The 15,589-nt window shown below is 54.0% G+C and carries 16 protein-coding genes; 4 read left to right on the forward strand and 12 right to left on the reverse strand.

The window, feature by feature from the left end; translation table 11 throughout:
- Positions 1-331 precede the first annotated feature (331 nt).
- A complete protein-coding gene (locus QWJ10_RS20315) occupies positions 332-2,767 on the reverse strand; it encodes a glucose/quinate/shikimate family membrane-bound PQQ-dependent dehydrogenase (RefSeq protein WP_289929434.1) in 2,436 nt (811 codons plus the stop codon).
- Between the two features lie 411 nt (positions 2,768-3,178).
- Here QWJ10_RS20315 and QWJ10_RS20320 point away from each other — a divergent pair, with 411 nt between their 5' ends.
- Positions 3,179-4,075: a bestrophin family ion channel gene (locus QWJ10_RS20320; RefSeq protein WP_010794704.1), complete on the forward strand. Its 897-nt coding sequence runs from the start codon at positions 3,179-3,181 to the stop codon at positions 4,073-4,075.
- Here the strand turns inward: QWJ10_RS20320 and QWJ10_RS20325 are convergent.
- The gene (locus QWJ10_RS20325) at positions 4,035-4,559 is read right to left on the reverse strand and encodes a hypothetical protein (RefSeq protein ID WP_125889642.1); all 525 of its coding nucleotides are present in this window, start codon (positions 4,557-4,559) and stop codon (positions 4,035-4,037) included. The genes QWJ10_RS20320 and QWJ10_RS20325 overlap by 41 nt on opposite strands.
- A gap of 226 nt (positions 4,560-4,785) precedes the next feature.
- Between QWJ10_RS20325 and QWJ10_RS20330 the strand changes: the two genes are divergently transcribed.
- Positions 4,786-5,040 carry a DUF2789 domain-containing protein gene (locus QWJ10_RS20330; RefSeq protein WP_074824231.1) on the forward strand — a complete coding sequence of 85 codons (255 nt, stop codon included), beginning with the start codon at positions 4,786-4,788 and terminating at the stop codon, positions 5,038-5,040.
- A 66-nt stretch (positions 5,041-5,106) separates the two neighbouring features.
- Here QWJ10_RS20330 and QWJ10_RS20335 read toward each other — a convergent pair whose 3' ends face one another.
- The gene (locus tag QWJ10_RS20335) at positions 5,107-5,343 is read right to left on the reverse strand and encodes a DUF2171 domain-containing protein (protein WP_289929439.1); all 237 of its coding nucleotides are present in this window, start codon (positions 5,341-5,343) and stop codon (positions 5,107-5,109) included.
- A 215-nt stretch (positions 5,344-5,558) separates the two neighbouring features.
- Between QWJ10_RS20335 and QWJ10_RS20340 the strand changes: the two genes are divergently transcribed.
- On the forward strand, positions 5,559-6,272 hold the full coding sequence (locus QWJ10_RS20340) for a glutathione S-transferase N-terminal domain-containing protein (protein ID WP_019367002.1): 714 nt from the start codon (positions 5,559-5,561) through the stop codon (positions 6,270-6,272).
- 26 nt (positions 6,273-6,298) lie between these two features.
- On the opposite strand, the gene QWJ10_RS20345 is transcribed toward QWJ10_RS20340, so the two are convergent.
- The 9 genes from QWJ10_RS20345 to QWJ10_RS20385 form a co-directional block, all read right to left on the reverse strand.
- A complete protein-coding gene (locus tag QWJ10_RS20345; protein WP_019367003.1) occupies positions 6,299-7,090 on the reverse strand; it encodes an SIR2 family protein in 792 nt (263 codons plus the stop codon).
- A 2-nt stretch (positions 7,091-7,092) separates the two neighbouring features.
- A complete protein-coding gene (locus QWJ10_RS20350) occupies positions 7,093-7,641 on the reverse strand; it encodes a non-canonical purine NTP pyrophosphatase (protein ID WP_289929441.1) in 549 nt (182 codons plus the stop codon).
- Positions 7,642-7,755: 114 nt separating this feature from the next.
- The gene (locus QWJ10_RS20355) at positions 7,756-8,487 is read right to left on the reverse strand and encodes a DUF72 domain-containing protein (RefSeq protein WP_289929443.1); all 732 of its coding nucleotides are present in this window, start codon (positions 8,485-8,487) and stop codon (positions 7,756-7,758) included.
- A 96-nt stretch (positions 8,488-8,583) separates the two neighbouring features.
- The gene (locus QWJ10_RS20360) at positions 8,584-9,015 is read right to left on the reverse strand and encodes a nuclear transport factor 2 family protein (protein WP_010794696.1); all 432 of its coding nucleotides are present in this window, start codon (positions 9,013-9,015) and stop codon (positions 8,584-8,586) included.
- Positions 9,016-9,238: 223 nt separating this feature from the next.
- A complete protein-coding gene (locus QWJ10_RS20365; protein ID WP_019367006.1) occupies positions 9,239-9,853 on the reverse strand; it encodes a hypothetical protein in 615 nt (204 codons plus the stop codon).
- Positions 9,854-10,049: 196 nt separating this feature from the next.
- Positions 10,050-10,469: a GNAT family N-acetyltransferase gene (locus tag QWJ10_RS20370; protein ID WP_197872865.1), complete on the reverse strand. Its 420-nt coding sequence runs from the start codon at positions 10,467-10,469 to the stop codon at positions 10,050-10,052.
- Between the two features lie 23 nt (positions 10,470-10,492).
- Positions 10,493-10,693 carry a hypothetical protein gene (locus tag QWJ10_RS20375; protein WP_074824259.1) on the reverse strand — a complete coding sequence of 67 codons (201 nt, stop codon included), beginning with the start codon at positions 10,691-10,693 and terminating at the stop codon, positions 10,493-10,495.
- A gap of 98 nt (positions 10,694-10,791) precedes the next feature.
- On the reverse strand, positions 10,792-12,387 hold the full coding sequence (locus QWJ10_RS20380; protein WP_289929449.1) for an ABC transporter substrate-binding protein: 1,596 nt from the start codon (positions 12,385-12,387) through the stop codon (positions 10,792-10,794).
- A 102-nt stretch (positions 12,388-12,489) separates the two neighbouring features.
- Positions 12,490-12,996 carry a GNAT family N-acetyltransferase gene (locus tag QWJ10_RS20385; protein WP_289929451.1) on the reverse strand — a complete coding sequence of 169 codons (507 nt, stop codon included), beginning with the start codon at positions 12,994-12,996 and terminating at the stop codon, positions 12,490-12,492.
- A gap of 266 nt (positions 12,997-13,262) precedes the next feature.
- Between QWJ10_RS20385 and dcp the strand changes: the two genes are divergently transcribed.
- Positions 13,263-15,452, forward strand: a complete 2,190-nt coding sequence (gene dcp / locus QWJ10_RS20390; RefSeq protein ID WP_289929452.1) for a peptidyl-dipeptidase Dcp — start codon at positions 13,263-13,265, stop codon at positions 15,450-15,452.
- The last annotated feature ends 137 nt before the right edge of the window (positions 15,453-15,589 follow it).

Raw genomic sequence — 15,589 nt, forward strand, 5'->3', positions numbered from 1 at the left:
TGCGATTCACAGTAATGCACGGGCACAGCAGGATCATATTACGATCATATATGAGCATTTGAAAAGACCAAAAGTTCATCTAATGATCAAACCCATGATTGCAGGCTGTCCGGTCAGCGATATAGACCGCTAAAAAACGTATTTATTTCCTTGAACTGGCTAAAAATTCAAAGAAAAGTACAGTGATCTATTTTTTTTGAAAATGTGACGTCTGGTACAGCGAAACGACAGTTGAGAGAGAAAGACGTAAGGCGGGGCAGTTTGAAGAGATGTCAGCTTGAAGGGTGAAGGCAGGCGGGGCTACAGATAAGCCCCGCCTGCTATCAGCTTTTTACTTCTGAGGCAGTGCAAAGGCGATTACATAGTCGCCCTGACGAGTGCCCAAAGAGCCATGCCCACCCGCATAAACCAGGATGTACTGACGTCCATCCTTGCCGGTGTAGGTCATGGGAGTTGTCTGGCCACCTGCTGGCAGGCGACCTTCCCACAGCTGCTTACCGTTACGAACATCGTAGGCACGCAGGTATTGGTCTAGCGTACCGCTCAGGAAGGCCAAGCCGCTGGATGTCATGAAAGCCCCACCCAATGCTGGAACACCCATGGGGAGCGGCATTGGAACAGGCGCACTGTCACGAACAGTGCCGTTCTTGTGCTTCCAGATGACTTGATTAGTGGTCATGTCGACAGCAGCCACATAACCCCATGGCGGTGACTGGCAAGGCAGGCCCATCGGAGACAGCAGTGCACCCATGATCACACCATACGGTGCGCCTTTGTTTGGCTGAACGCCCTCTGTCTCGCTTTTGCGAGCCGGACCACCCTCGACATCCTCGCGTGCGACAAGCTTGGATGTAAAGGCCATGTAGCTAGGCGAAAGGAACATCACCTGACGGATAGGATCCACGGCGACGCCACCCCAGTCGAATACACCGAAGTTGCCCGGATAAACGATCGAACCCTGCAGGGAAGGCGGCGTGTAGATGCCTTCATAGCGATGCGATTTGAACGTGATACGGCACAGCATCTGATCCAGAGGTGTCACACCCCACATGTCCGCTTCCTTGAGTGTCTGCGGCATCATGTTGAGTTCGGACATTGGCTGCGTTGGGGAAGTATGATCGCCTTCCACTGCGCCCTGCGGAACGGGTGTCTCGTGTATGGGAACGATGGGCTGACCATTGGTGCGATCCAGCACATAGAGGCTGCCTTGCTTGGTGGATGCAATCAGGCCTGGCTTGATGCCGTCAGCCGTCTTGATATCCATCAGCGTGGGCTGCCCACCTACGTCCATGTCCCATAGGTCATGGTGAGTGAACTGGTAATTCCAGCGTACCTTACCCGTATTGACATCCAGAGCGACAACGCCGGCGCTGTATTTCTCGGCTTCTGGCGTACGCATGCCACCGTACTGATCCGGCGTTTGGTTACCCATTGGCAGGTAGATTAGGCCCAATTTTTCGTCCACTGACATGACGGACCATACGTTCGCAGAGTTGCGGGTGTAGGTCTGGCCTGGCTGAATCGGCTCGGTAGCTTCAGGGTTGCCACTGTCCCAATTCCAGACGAGGTGGCCGTCGTGCACGTCGTAGGCACGAATAACGCCGGAAGGCTCGTCAGTAGAAGCGTTATCCGTTACATGGCCACCAATGATGACCAGGTCCCGGGTAACTGACGGCGGCGAGGTGGAGTAGTAGCCACCAGCAGTGAAGCCGCCGATGTTGGCGCCCAGGTTGATGGAGCCTTTGTCACCAAAGTCTTCGCACATTTTGCCAGTGTCGGCATTTATGGCGATCAGGCGAGTATCGGCGGTGGGCAGGAACAGACGGCGAGGGCAGGAGTTGCTGAGCGGTGTAGCCTCTGCTGGGGCAGACGCTGCCTGCGCATTGTCCTGAGCCTCCGCCTGTGCATAGGCGGCGTCATCATGGTAGGCCACGCCACGGCAGGTCATGTGTGCCCAGCCCTTGAAGCTGTCGGCACTCTGAGTGCTCAGCTTGGGATCAAAGCGCCATAGCTCCTTGCCGGAGTCGGGATCCAGGGCAATGACCTGGCTGTGCGGCGTACAGACGTACAGCTTTCCATTGACCTTGAGGGGCGTATTTTCAGCCGTGGTTTCCTGCGGATCGTTCGGCCCGGGAATGTCGCCGGTACGATAGGTCCAGGCGACTTCCAGCTGATTCACGTTTTCCGGGGTGATCTGATTCAGCGGGGAATATTTGTCGCCAAATGACGTACGGCCATACGACTGCCAATCGCCATCGGGCATGGTGGGGGCAGCGTTCACTGTACCTGCACTGGCACGATCCAGACTGCCCTCAATGTTATGTGGATTGGTGAACTGACTGGCGACTGCAGCAGCACCGGCCAGAACGACCGCGCCGGTCAGTGGCATGGCGCCTACTGAGCTGACACCCGCCTTACGTGCCATGGGGCGACGTATCCATGGCAAAAGCAGAACGATGCCTACTACAAACCACAGTGCCAGACGTGGAACCAGTTGCCACCAGTCCAGACCGACTTCGTACAGCGCCCACAGCGTTGAGGCAAACAGAACGAGCGCAAACAATGGGAGTGCTGCACGATGGGCAAGCACGAGAAGGATACCAGTGATGAAAATACCGGCACCCGCGAGGGCGTAATAGAAGGATCCTCCTACAGTGATCAGTTTGACGCCACCTACAAGCATGGCGAGACTAATCAACACAAGGACGATGCCGACTAACGTAGAAAAAAGACGCGTTTTTGCAAACGGTCCAGTCGTTTCGTTCATGAAGGCAATACCAAATTCTTAAAATAGGATTCACCGGACTGGACCGCAAGGGTCGCCCGGGAGTTGCACGGTGAAGGATGTTGGAATTCTTATAACAGCAATCTTATACCGTCTGTCACCCTCTGCGCATATTCAAGTTAGGCAAAGGTGTTTTGTGGATTTGTGCAAAGGCGAAAGTGAGAGATGGTTTGAATTATTACGTATATTTGAAATTCGGCCGTGAATTGTCAAAAAACGATCGCAATAAGTCATGTTGATCTGTCTCCATTGCCGCTGCGATCAGGAGACATGTCTCGGCTTAGGCTGAACCGGAAGAATCTTGAATCAACTTCCTGAGATGGTTTCCGTGAGCCAGGTTTCAAACACAGTGGTCATAGCGCTAGTAAGTTTTTATTTTGGAGTAGCGCTGCATTGCCAACCCTTATTCGCCGTAAGTACCGATTCCTGCATAAAACCCTTTCCTATACAGGTTGGTCGCTGTTTTGGCTGCTTATCTGGGACATTGTTGTCACCGTTGACTTCATGCTGTTCGTCGATGATCGAATGAGCCTTCCTTCGATGCCATTGACGCTGCTGGGCTCCGCCCTGGCCATGCTGGTGAGTATTCGGAACACCAGCGCTTACAACCGCTGGTGGGAAGCTCGTACGTTATGGGGAGGGATGGTTAACAGCTCGCGCAACTTTGCCCGTCAGGTTCTGATTCTGGTTGATGACCCGGGCGATGCTTTAAACCCTATCAAGGAGGTGCTGTTTCGCCGCCATGTGGCCTATGTCAATGCTTTAGCCGCGCATCTCAAGAAGGCTCCGATTCCAGAGCGACTTGCAGAGTTGTTGCCTGCTGAGGAAGTGGCTCGAAGCGGTGATACCAATAATTTTCCCAACGATATCCTAAGCGGCTCGGCAGCTTTGATTGCCCAGGAATACAAGGCGGGGCGTCTCGACAGCATACGTTTGGCACGTCTTGAATCGACGATGGTGGATATTTCCAACTGGCAGGGAGGTATGGAGCGCATCGCTAATACTCCGTTGCCGTATCCTTATGTGTACTTTCCACGCCTGTTCATCTCGCTGTTCTGTTTGATCGTCCCGGTAGGGTTGGTAGAGTCGTTAGGCTGGTTTACACCTCTGGCCTCTACGGTAGTGGGCTTTATGTTGCTGGCGCTCGAGAAAATCGGAACTGATCTACAAAGCCCGTTTTCCGAAAGCCAGCACCAGATACAGATGACTGATCTCTGCGCGAACATCGAGAAGAATCTTTCGTCCATGTTCAGGGAGTCGGAGAACGCTTCTGTTCGCTCCACTGAGTAGCATTGGAAGCCGGCGTTACGCCTACGGTGCGCATAACAGGCTGGCCAACGCCAGTCTGGAGCTGGCCGTAGACACCTTCATCAGCCCCTTTTTCGCTGTCTACCAGTTCGGCAGGTGGGGTGTAATGAATACAGCCATACCAAATGACGATTGGAAAAAGCGCATGCAGTACAAGACGTACTGCCAGGGCCCACTCAGGAAGCGCTGGAAACAGGCCCGCATGTTGCCAGGTGTAGAAGTGTACAGGCAGCATAAGGAGCGTACAGACAAAGAGAACGCTGCCCGCGTAACGACGAAGCTCTTTGAAGAGCACCGCAACCGCTACCATCATTTCCAGAATGCCGCCAAAGCAAACGATGGCAAACCGGTAGGGTACGTCGATGGGAACAAGTTTCACGAAAAAGCCGGCCATGAACAGGTGGGCGAAACCACCTACCATGAACCAAGCCACTACGAGCGCAACCGCTTGTTTTTGATAGCGCATATGCAGGCCGCCTTTTTGATTTCTTATAACGGTATGACTACTTTTTTGTGATCTTTCTCACTTGTTCGGCTGCTTCCAGATCAAATGCATCTGCCAATAGCCTGTGATTGAACCGATGCGCTCAGCTGCCTCTCTATTGGTAAATGCTTCGTAAGCAGATTGAGGGACGACACTGCGTTACGTCCCATCCTGCTATGGACCGGTTCGAAAGCCTGGAGAGATGACTATGGAACTTCCTGTAAAAGATCTCACGACCTTATTCGATCAATTGGGTCTGGATTCAGATAAGGCCAGTATTGACGCGTTTGTCGCCAAGCACTATCCGCTTCCCGATGACGTCAAGATTTCCGAAGCACCTTTTTGGACGCCCAGCCAGGCGGCGTTTTTGAAAGAGGAAATCATGAACGATGCCGAGTGGGAGCCGATCGTTGATGAACTCAACGTATTGCTGCACGAGAATAAGCCGTTTCAAGCGACCTGAATGGTAGGCCTGGCAGGTGATAAAACGGTGGGTTCAAGCCCACCGTTTTGCTTTTCAGATTCCTGCTTATCCCGTCTGCCAATCCCGCTGTGCCTCTTCGCATGTTCGTACCAAGTGGATGGTAGCGCCGTCTACGCGGGCCACCCATTCCAGAGGAATCAGGTGATATTGCCCCTGAGCATCTGGATCACTTCGCTCAAGCTTGAGTTTATTTCGATCCACAATGTCATAGACCTTGCCGACGTGTTGACCATCGGAGCCTAGTACGTCCGCCTGAACAGGGATTTTATCGACATCAACCATGCGGGTTTCTCCGGCAATAGGACAAAGGGTTCTGTAGGTAATCATCCGCTATCTATTCAGAGGTTTGCCGAATGGCTAACGTTCTGAGTGAGCGACAGGAGGCATTTTTCAACTCTCCTGATGAGCGAGCAGAACTGTCCGATACCCCTTTTTTCTGACTGATGTACAGCATTGTCCAAGGCTGTAGCGAACGGACCTGATAAGGAGCAAACGTAATGATTGAACTCTATGGCATGGGTAGTCCCAATGTCCTGAAAGTGGTGCTGATGCTGGAGGAGCTGCAACTGGCTTACCGGTTCAAGCATGTACATGTCTGGAAGGGTGAGCAGTTCACCGACGCCTTCAAGGCGCTTAACCCAAACAGCAAGGTTCCTGTGTTGATTGATCCTGACGGGCCTAACGGAGAGCCCTACCGTGTGTTCGAGTCGGGTGCAATTCTGCAGTATCTTGCCGAGAAGACAGGGAAATTCCTGCCTGCAAGCGGTACGGCACGTTATGACGTCATGCAGTGGTTGATGATCCAGTTGACTGGAGTCGGCCCTATGTTCGGCCAGTATGTTCACTTTACGCGCTTCGAGCCTGAAGTCTCCGACTACGCGCGCTCGCGCTATACTACTGAAGTGCTGCGCCTGGTTGAGCTTATCGACCAGCGTCTGGCTACCCACGCCTATCTTGGCGGCGATACTTATTCAATTGCCGATATCGCAACGTATCCCTGGATGGCCATTCTCGAGTTCCTTGGCTTACCCCATGAGCGTTATACCCATCTGGCACGCTGGCTGGGTGAAATCTCAAAGCGACCTGCCGCCATTCGATTAGTCGAGATGACCAAGGAGATTCAGGCGGAAGGCGCGGCCTCTCGTGCAGAAGCCACACCGGATGACTATGACCGTATATTCGGCCGCGGTCAGTACGCTCGCTCGTTGTAAGGGCAGGGGCATGGATGCCTACTTCATCAGGAATCGACCAGCTCCTTGAGAAAGCACGTCAGGGCATGGCCGGGATCGTCATGGTCTGACGAAATCATGCGGATGCCCCACTGGCTCAGGATTTCTTCCTGTACCGGATTGGGCATATGGGAAAAGACATAGGAGATGGGCCTGACGCCGGAGGGCTCATACTTGCTCCACATCTTTGAAAGCTTATGGAAGAGCAGCCGGATATTGGTATCCGAAAGGCTGTAGCCAATGAATAGAACGGCCTTGCTCAGTGTGTCGGCTCTCAGCTTGATATCGAGCGGCGTCTCGAATTGAAGCCGTTCGTAATAGCTTGTTTCGGCCAGCACAATCGACGAGTCATCATCGAAATCACCATGGAATTTGATGATCTGTCTGATGTTGTCCTGCGCCTTGGCCAGATCGCTGGCATTGGCGATCTTGATGTACTCTCGCTGATAGGCATCGTGGGCATATTCCAGCCAGCGGTCGTAGTTGGTGGTGTAGATCGCCGAGAACCGGCCTTGTACGATCAGCCGATGTATTTCTGATGCCATGATATCGATATCTTTATGCCACTCCCGGTCCATCCAGCTTCTGAGCGCACCGATGTTGCCTTTCTTGATACGGTAATACTCGGCTAGCGCAAGAAAGTTGCCGTAGGTATTGAAGACGTCCGGGTCATAATCCAGCTGGACGGCAACTTCTTCGATCAGTTGTTTCCAAGGTGGTAAGCCAAGGTTGGCCGATACTCCGGCCCCTACGAACAGGATTAGCCGATTGCTACGGTAAGCGTCCCTAAGGCTTTCCATTTTCAGGACTCCTCGATAAAGCTGACGAATTTTTCCAGCGCCTGCCGTCGCATGGAGTACTCATGCTTGCGTGGCCCCAGTTGGGCAAAGGTTTGATCAAGGCCATCAGGCATAAACACACAATCCCATTCAAAGCTGCTATCACCGGCAGGCCGATCCGTGATTCGCCCAGGAACGGCGCCCTCAAAGAAGTATTTCTTGCGACCGTCACAGTAGCCGATCAGCGTCTTGGCCACGGCTGAGGGATCTTCAAGGCCGCCTATGACGGAGGAGAAGCGTTCTGCCAGTAATTTGTCCCAGAAGAGTTGCGTAAGGCCGGCAGGAAAATCATTCAGGCTCTTGATGTAAAGCCCAGTGTGTTCAACGAATACAGGCTTCCCAACGAGGCGGAAGGCTTTGAGCAGCTTGTCGCTGATCAATTGGCACACATCCTCGGTTTGCAGTTCATCGATTTTGATCTGGTAGGGGACAATCTCGATTCGCGTTTTGGCGAGCAGGTGAGAGACTTCCTCAATCTTTCGCGTGTTGCTGGAAATAAATCGAATTTTCATGGCTGGCCTGCAAAGGCATTACGATTCTCAGGGCGGCTCGCTACGTCTCTGATTTAGAGGGAAGTGGATAACCAAGGGTTCGCCTTCAAAAGGTCCGGCGGTCGGCATACGCCATCAGCCTGCAAGCAGACGTTGCATGTCCAGTGCGTTGGGTACGGCTGCGCCGCTGGCCGTGTTATCAAAAATGCACCATGTGGGAACGCTCCGTTCATGATGATGTGCCAAGGTCTGGGCCAGAGACGCAAGGGCATCATGGGTATAGGAGGAGTGATAGATCTGGGGCGAGCCGTGAAGGCGGTAGTAGACCACCTCCGGCGATGCACCGGGCATGTTGCCGTTCACCAATGGAGAGGGATCGGCAGCTACTTGGCCGATTCGATAAGCCATCAGTATGGACTGGGCATCATCACGTTGCCAGCTGGCATGGCGGGGCTCAAGAACGGCGTGTCCGTTGTAGCGAGCCCTAAGATCCTCCAGAAAGTCACGGGTAAGTTCTGCCTTGAATGCCAGTGAAGGAGGAAGCTGGATCAGCAGGCAGCCCAGTTTCTCTCCCAAGTGACTGCACTCCGACAGAAAGCCGTTCAACAGTGCTCCGCCGTGAGCGAGGCGCTGAATGTGAGTGATCTGCTTGGGGACCTTTACTGCGAAGCGAAAACCCTCTGGCGTCGAGTCAGCCCATTTGGCGTAGGTCGCCGGTTGGTGAGGGCGGTAAAACGAAGAGTTGATTTCAACGGTATTGAAGCGGGCAGCGTAGCGCTGCAAGTGGGTGCCCTCTGCCGGAAAGTCGGGCCATTGTGAACGCGGCAGGCTCCAGCCAGCGCATCCAATGTAGGGAAGTGTATTCAAGATCAGTTTTGAGCCAGTCGTGTCTGATCTGTGTTTGACTAACGGATCGGGCGATTGATCCTGCCGCTTCGTAGCGGGGAAGCGGCAGGTGCCTGGTTAGAAGCGGAAAGCCTGACGGCCGATCAACAGCCATTTTCCATTTTGTTTTTGCCAGATCTGAAAGTTTTCAATTTCAGTAGGCGTCAACTTGCCGCTATTGATGGCTTGTGCAGAGAAATGATTGCGAACCAGGGCCACATCACCCGACATTGTGATTTTCTGGTTAAGCATTTTCAGCTCTTTGAATGCGCTTTTGCCTGTTTCGATATCCGCAATGAATGCTTTCTTATCTTGAATGTTGCCGCTGGAATGGCCATAGGTAAGATTTTCGGCCGTCAGGGCGTTCAGACTGGCAATATCCTTGTGCCACATGGCCTGGGTAAGCTTGTCCACGGCCTCAGCTACCGCCGTTTCATCCGAAGACGTGGCGGCCATAGCATAGCCGCTGAAAAGGCACAGAAAGCCAACGATCAGCTTGATATTTCGCATGAGCATTTCCTTGTTGTTGTAAGCGATGCGGAATGGATCGTTGTACGTGATGGCTGTAGATCTTCGTTCGAGTATGGAAGAAGCACAGCGGTCATGGGTCGTCGTACAACATGATGTGTTGTAGACGTTTCATGAGAGGGCGTCAATTGGCGTGTTGTTTTTGCTAATAGAGCAAGCGCTGCTTGAGCGAAAAGGTTCTCGTCAAGCAGCAAAGCAGGGTGGCTTAGGCGTGTAGCGAAAGGAAATCTTTCCAGGCAGCGGGCACGTTGTTGAGTTGCAGGTACTGAAGACGCTCGTTTTCATCCAGGCGGCTCCAATAAGGCGTCCAGTGCTGGCTCCACCAGAACGCCAACTCGCCTTGTAGCGTATCCATGCAACCCACATCGACCGTAGGAAATGCCTGCCAGGGAGCTGGGGGTGCAATTTTTTGTGCATGAATGGAGGCCAGTAGGGCGGGTGAGTCCGTGACCAGATTGAGCAGCACACCGCCAAATTCGGACTGCATGCGCAGCATCAGTTTTTCACCCGCCTCGTTGCGATACAGCGTCTGTTCAGGAGTGCTCGAAACGGGAGTAAAGCCCAGCTTCATCAAGGCGGCACCCAAACCCATTTTACCTTGGTGACAACTCATGACCTGGAACTGATACGCCCGGATACCAAGCCCTTCAAGGCTTTCTGCGCCTTCCTGGTCGATGTTCAGTGGCGGGTGGTCGAACAGGGGGAATTCGGTACCTAATTGCTCAAGCTGGCGATCAATATCCTCGAAGGTGCGCTTGGAGACCAGACGCTTTAGCAAAAGGAGAAAACCGGTACCGTGGAGCTGGGGGTGCGAAGTCATGGGGCCTCCTGGCGCGCGTCTGGACTATATGGTCTTAAGACCCGAAGCCAACCGTTTTGCTTCAAGGCTGGCAAAGAAATTTCCATCTGCGCGAAACGGATAGCAGGGCGACTGTGCGGGCAAGAGGCTGCCGCAGCCGTAATATACGTCTTCAACATAGCTTCATCATGTGACCGAAACATGAATCAGAAGGCAGTCACGACGGGCTGTATTCTAAGGCTATCAAGGGTTTGCTTTGCTGATAGCGCCGGAGTTTATCGCTAAGCGACTCTGGCAAGGATGCTAGTGTCTGAAATCCATTGGATTGATAAAAAGGGACGAGTTCGGGGTGGCAGAACAGCCAGACAGGCGATGCCGCATGGTTTACGGCATGCTCCAGCAATCTGCCAGCAATACCCTGACCGCGCTCCTCATGTGAAACGAAGAGGCCCGTCAGCCAAAAGCCCTGTTCGATGGGACTAAGGTTCAGGACACCGAGAATGCCTTGTCGCCGGGCTACCCAATAGCGCACGCCATCGCCTCTGGCGGTTCGCATGGTGCTGCCATGGGCGCGATAAAACTTATCGATAAGCGGGCGGAGTTCAGGTGAGAGGAGGCCGTAGTGCAGTTCGCTCATAGCTCTCTGAGGACAAATAGCATTCAGGTATTGGGCGTATTACCGGCCAGCTGCTCCAAGGCACGCCTCACCATCGAGGCGTACTCAGTGGGGCTGAGGCTATAGAGCTCAGTAGCGACCCAGGGTAGCCAGCGTGCGCCCATTTCGTCTCGTCTGGAAAGCAGGCGCTGTGCCTCGGCAACGGCTTGTGTGGCATGTGCTTGATGAAAATCGGCTCGGCTCATGATGATCTCTTGCAGCAACCCGTCATGATAAAACCGAACCGACGTATTTACCTACCGCGAGCGACACGGCGAGCGATTAACGGCTCGCCGTATCGACATCAGTCAACGCTGACCCCAACGAAAGCATTATGGCCCAGCGGGCTCATTACATAGCCCTGCACATTCTTGCGCATGGGCATGAACGCCGTGGAGTGGGCGATTGGGGTATTGGGGATCTGTTCCTTCATGCGCACCTGAGCCTGACGGTAAAACTCGGTCCGCTCGGCCTGATCGGAGACACGCTTGCCATTCTTCACGAGGTCATCGTAGGTTTTGTCGCACCACATGGAGTAGTTGTTGCTGCCAATCGCATCGCAGCCATACAGCGTACCCAGCCAGTTGTCCGGATCACCATTGTCGCCTGTCCAGCCCACCAGGATGGTGTCCTGCTGGCCGCTCTTGGCGCGCTTGAGGTATTCGCCCCATTCGTACGTCACGATCTCGGCGTTGATGCCAATCTTGGCCCAGTCGTTCTGGATCATCTGGGCCATCAGGCGCGCGTTCGGGTTATACGGCCGCTGGACCGGCATAGCCCATAAGGTGATCTTTGTGCCTTCTTTGACGCCAGCTTGCTTGAGAAGCTCCTTGGCCTTGACCGGGTCGCGCGGCAGATCCTTTATCGTTTCGTTGTAGGACCACTGGCTGGGCGGCATCCCGTTGACGGCAAGCTGCCCTGCGCCCTGGAAAACGGCTTCAATGATGTTGTGCTTGTTGATCGCCATGTCGAGCGCCTGGCGGACTTCCAGCTTGTCCAGTGGCGGATGCTGAACGTTATAGCCTAGGTAGCCAATGTTATAGCCAGGGCTACTCATGACCTTCAGGTTGGGGTCTTTCTCCAGCGAGGCAATATCCGCCGGATTAGGGTAAACGCTGACGTGACATTCGCCTGTGCGCAGCTTTTGAGCCCGCACGGCAGAATCGGTATTAATCGAGAAGATAAGGTTGTCGAGCTTGACCTGTCCCGGTTGCCAGTAATCCTTGTTGCCCTTGAAACGGATCATGGCGTCTTTCTGGTAGCGACTGAAGACGAAGGGGCCGGTACCGATAGGCTTCTGGTTGATCTGTTCAGCCTTGCCCTGTTTGAGCAGCTGGTCGGCATATTCGGCTGAATGGATACCGGCAAACCGCATCGCCAAATTCTGCACAAAAGCAGCGTCGCGCTCATTTAGCATGAAGCGAACTGTATGCTCGTCCACCTTTTCAACCCGGGCGATATTCTTGTCCAGACTCATGCCGGTAAAGTAGGGGAACTCGCTGGGATAGGCCTTGCGGAACGGATGCTCTTTATCCAGCATGCGCTGAAAGGTGAACAGGACGTCATCGGCATTGAAGGGGCGGGTCGGTTTGAAATAGTCCGTCGTATGGAAGTTCACGCCCTGCCGTAGAAAGAAGGTATAGGTCTTGCCGTCTTCGCTGATGTCCCAACGCTCTGCAAGGGAAGGAATGGCCTTGGTGCCGCCTCGCTCGAAATCGGCCAGTCGGTTGAACAACGTACTGGCCGCAGCATCATGATCGGTTCCCGCTGTGTACAGGCCGGGGTCAAATCCTGCTGGACTTCCTTCCGAACAATAGACCAGGTTGCTTGCAGCCTGGGCAGATAAAACGTTGAACACGCAGCCAGCCGTGACCAACGCCGTAAAAAGCGTCTTGAACATGAGCCGTTTCCTTGAAGCGTGAGGTTCAGCGAAACGCGTACGCTACCGCGGCTCCGGAATACCGGCAGGATTTAAATGAAAGCAGATATTTCAAGGGTCACGTCAGATAAGCCGCTTGGTCAGTTTCACTTCGGTCAGGTCGACACCACCTCTTGATTGGGTTTTATGGGCTTCTGTATGGTCGAAGCCGTGCTGTCGATAAAAAGCCATTGCTGCAAGGTTGTCCTGTAATACCCAGAGGGATACACAACTAACGGCGGGGAACTCCAGCGAAGAGAAGTAATGCCGTAACAGCGCCGTTCCGAGGCCGGTACGGTAGTGTAGTGGAGCTATGTAGATCGCATGAATTTCTCGCCTGGAGGCGTCTTCCGGCCAATCACGGTCAGGGCCGCACGCCATCCAGCCGGCTACTGACCCGCTGCGCTCAGCAACCCATATCGGAGCATTTTCCGCTTCCAGTCTTGATTTCCAATGGGCATATCTGGACTCGTATTGGAGGTTATCCAGCACTGCCTGAGGCATGATGCCTTGATAGGCGGCGCGCCAGGATTCGATATGGATCATGGCGATTGCGGAGGCATCTTCAGACGTGGCTGCTCGTACAGGCATGGCGGCTTTCCATTAGGCTGAAACGATAAGGGCAGTTCTTAAGACTATTGCATCCCTTGGGCAGGCGATACTATCCCAAGGCCCGGCCCAGACGGGTTTCTTTGCTTATAACAAATTGCGGTCTGCGGTTCACACCGTTTTGTTCGAGTTCAATCGCCAAGACTCGCCTGCCAATTTGAAACTACGCTGTGCCCAATGTGACGCGCTATTTTGTATGACCGCGTCGTGGCTGCATGGAATAAGAAAAATAGGGAGAGTAAGCATTAATGCGTCTATCTTTGCTGTTTCTGGCTATCAGTACGTCCCTTGGCAGCTATGCCTTTGCTAACGAAACCCAGTCTGTTACTGAAGCCGGAACGACGGTACAGGAGGTCAACATGGCAGATAAGAACGGCTCGGCCCTTCAGGCGAATCCCTTTTTCCAGGAGAGTGCATTGCGCTTTCAGGCACCTCGGTTCGACCTGATCAAGGAGTCGGACTTCGAGCCCGCCATTACAGAAGGCATCCGGCAAAAGTTGGCTGAAATCGAGCACATTGCCAACAACCCCGAGCCGCCTACTTTCGAGAATACCTACGTTGCGCTGGAAAAAGCCGGAGCCCTGCTGGACAGGGTCATGACAGTTTTTAGCGCGCTCACTGGCGCCAATACGTCCGACACGCTTCAGCGGATCAATGAAGAGCAGTCGCCCAAGCTGGCTGCGCTGGGTGATGCAATCACGCTCAACAGCACATTGTTCGACCGTCTACAGGCCGTTTACGACCAGCGCGAAACGCTTGATCTAACACCCGAGGACAAGCGGCTTATCGAGATTACCCATCAACATTTCGTGTTGGCAGGTGCCCGGCTGTCTGAGACTGATAAGGCCCAGCTCAAATCGCTCAACCAAGAGGCGGCAACGCTCACTACCCAGTTTGTGAATCGGCTGCTGGCTGCAGCCAAGAACGGGGCCCTGGTTGTCAGCAACAAAGATCAGCTTGAGGGACTTTCTGAGCCTGAGCTCAAGGCAGCCGAACAGGCAGCCCAGGACCGTCATCTGGACCAGCAATGGCTGCTCACTCTTCAGAACACCACGCAACAGCCTTGGCTAGCGTCTCTTGCCAACCGCGATACGCGTAAGGCCTTGTTCGATGCCTCGTGGAATCGGGCCGAGAGGGGCGATGCCAACGATACCCGCTCGCTTATCGCGCGTCTGGCCAAGGTGAGAGCCGAGCAGGCCAAGCTGCTGGGGTTCCCGGATTATGCAACCTGGAAGTTACAGGATCAGATGGCCAAGAAGCCAGAGGCTGCGCTAGGTTTCATGCGGGACATCGCGCCGGCGGCCACAGCCCGAGCCAAGCGCGAGGCGGCGGATATTCAGGCCGTTATCGACAAGCAAGGGGGCGGCTTCAAGTTGCAGGCCTGGGATTGGCTTTATTATGCGGAGCAGGTTCGCAAGGCCCGTTACGATCTGGACGAGTCACAGATTCGCCCGTATTTCGAGCTTAATAATGTGCTCCAGAACGGGGTGTTTTACGCAGCGCAGGCGCTTTACGGCATTACGTTCAAGGAACGGACGGACATTCCGGTGTATCAGTCGGATGTGAAGGTTTATGAGGTGTTCGACAAGGATGGTTCTTCAATGGCCTTGTTCTACACCGATTTCTTCGCCCGGGATAACAAGAGTGGCGGTGCCTGGATGGGTAACTTCGTCGATCAGTCCCGGCTGCTGGGCACTAAGCCGGTTGTTTATAACGTCTGCAATTTCACCAAGCCTGCTCCAGGCCAGCCGGCGCTGCTTTCATGGGACGATGTCATAACCTTGTTTCATGAGTTCGGTCATGCCCTGCACGGTATGTTCGCCGACCAGATGTACGCCAGTATCTCGGGCGCCAATACGCCGAGCGATTTCGTCGAATTTCCTTCGCAGATCAACGAGCACTGGGCGGAAGACCCCAAGGTGTTCGCCAACTATGCCAAGCACTACGCAACCGGCAAGCCCATGCCCGCCGAGTTGGTCGAGAAGATCAAGACCGCGTCTCGCTTCAACAAGGGCTATGACATGACCGAGCTCCTGGCCGCTGCGCTACTCGACATGCACTGGCACATGATTGCAGCTGAAGCGCCTCAGCAAGACGTTGATGCATTTGAAAAGGCTGCGCTGGAGAAGGACCGCATAAACCTCAGTTATGTGCCGCCTCGCTACCGATCCAGCTATTTCATGCATATCTGGGGCAATGGCTATGCGGCAGGGTATTACGCTTATCTGTGGACACAGATGCTGGCCGATGATGGCTTCGAGTGGTTCAGAGAGCACGGCGGCCTTACTCTTGAAAACGGCCAACGCTTCCGCGACATGGTTCTTTCTCGCGGCAACAGCACCGATCTGGAGCAGGTCTACCGGGACTGGCGGGGCCATGAACCGGATATCGAGCCCATGCTGATTAACCGCGGCCTGAAAGGTGATAGCCAGGGTTGAGCTTGCCTTATAAGTAGATGGGCCTGGAAGGTCCGTCTTGCTGCCAGCATTCATGGCCTAGGCTTAAAGTGCATCTTTTTGTCCTATGCCGAGCCGCGCAGTATTTGTCACAGTGGAGCGCTTAGATTAGGCGCTCC

This window comes from Pseudomonas sp. WAC2 (assembly GCF_030403525.1).
Lineage (GTDB): Bacteria > Pseudomonadota > Gammaproteobacteria > Pseudomonadales > Pseudomonadaceae > Chryseomonas > Chryseomonas luteola.

Bases quoted from the DNA above. Each gene is read 5' to 3' on its own strand.
- QWJ10_RS20360 (WP_010794696.1), bottom strand. From the start codon at position 9,015: ATGCGAAATATCAAGCTGATCGTTGGCTTTCTGTGCCTTTTCAGCGGC.
- QWJ10_RS20315 (WP_289929434.1), bottom strand. From the start codon at position 2,767: ATGAACGAAACGACTGGACCGTTTGCAAAAACGCGTCTTTTTTCTACG.
- QWJ10_RS20370 (WP_197872865.1), bottom strand. From the start codon at position 10,469: ATGAGCGAACTGCACTACGGCCTCCTCTCACCTGAACTCCGCCCGCTT.
- QWJ10_RS20325 (WP_125889642.1), bottom strand. From the start codon at position 4,559: ATGCGCTATCAAAAACAAGCGGTTGCGCTCGTAGTGGCTTGGTTCATG.
- dcp (WP_289929452.1), top strand. From the start codon at position 13,263: ATGCGTCTATCTTTGCTGTTTCTGGCTATCAGTACGTCCCTTGGCAGC.
- QWJ10_RS20340 (WP_019367002.1), top strand. From the start codon at position 5,559: ATGATTGAACTCTATGGCATGGGTAGTCCCAATGTCCTGAAAGTGGTG.
- QWJ10_RS20335 (WP_289929439.1), bottom strand. From the start codon at position 5,343: ATGGTTGATGTCGATAAAATCCCTGTTCAGGCGGACGTACTAGGCTCC.
- QWJ10_RS20385 (WP_289929451.1), bottom strand. From the start codon at position 12,996: ATGCCTGTACGAGCAGCCACGTCTGAAGATGCCTCCGCAATCGCCATG.
- QWJ10_RS20330 (WP_074824231.1), top strand. From the start codon at position 4,786: ATGGAACTTCCTGTAAAAGATCTCACGACCTTATTCGATCAATTGGGT.
- QWJ10_RS20345 (WP_019367003.1), bottom strand. From the start codon at position 7,090: ATGGAAAGCCTTAGGGACGCTTACCGTAGCAATCGGCTAATCCTGTTC.
- QWJ10_RS20350 (WP_289929441.1), bottom strand. From the start codon at position 7,641: ATGAAAATTCGATTTATTTCCAGCAACACGCGAAAGATTGAGGAAGTC.
- QWJ10_RS20375 (WP_074824259.1), bottom strand. From the start codon at position 10,693: ATGAGCCGAGCCGATTTTCATCAAGCACATGCCACACAAGCCGTTGCC.
- QWJ10_RS20380 (WP_289929449.1), bottom strand. From the start codon at position 12,387: ATGTTCAAGACGCTTTTTACGGCGTTGGTCACGGCTGGCTGCGTGTTC.
- QWJ10_RS20365 (WP_019367006.1), bottom strand. From the start codon at position 9,853: ATGACTTCGCACCCCCAGCTCCACGGTACCGGTTTTCTCCTTTTGCTA.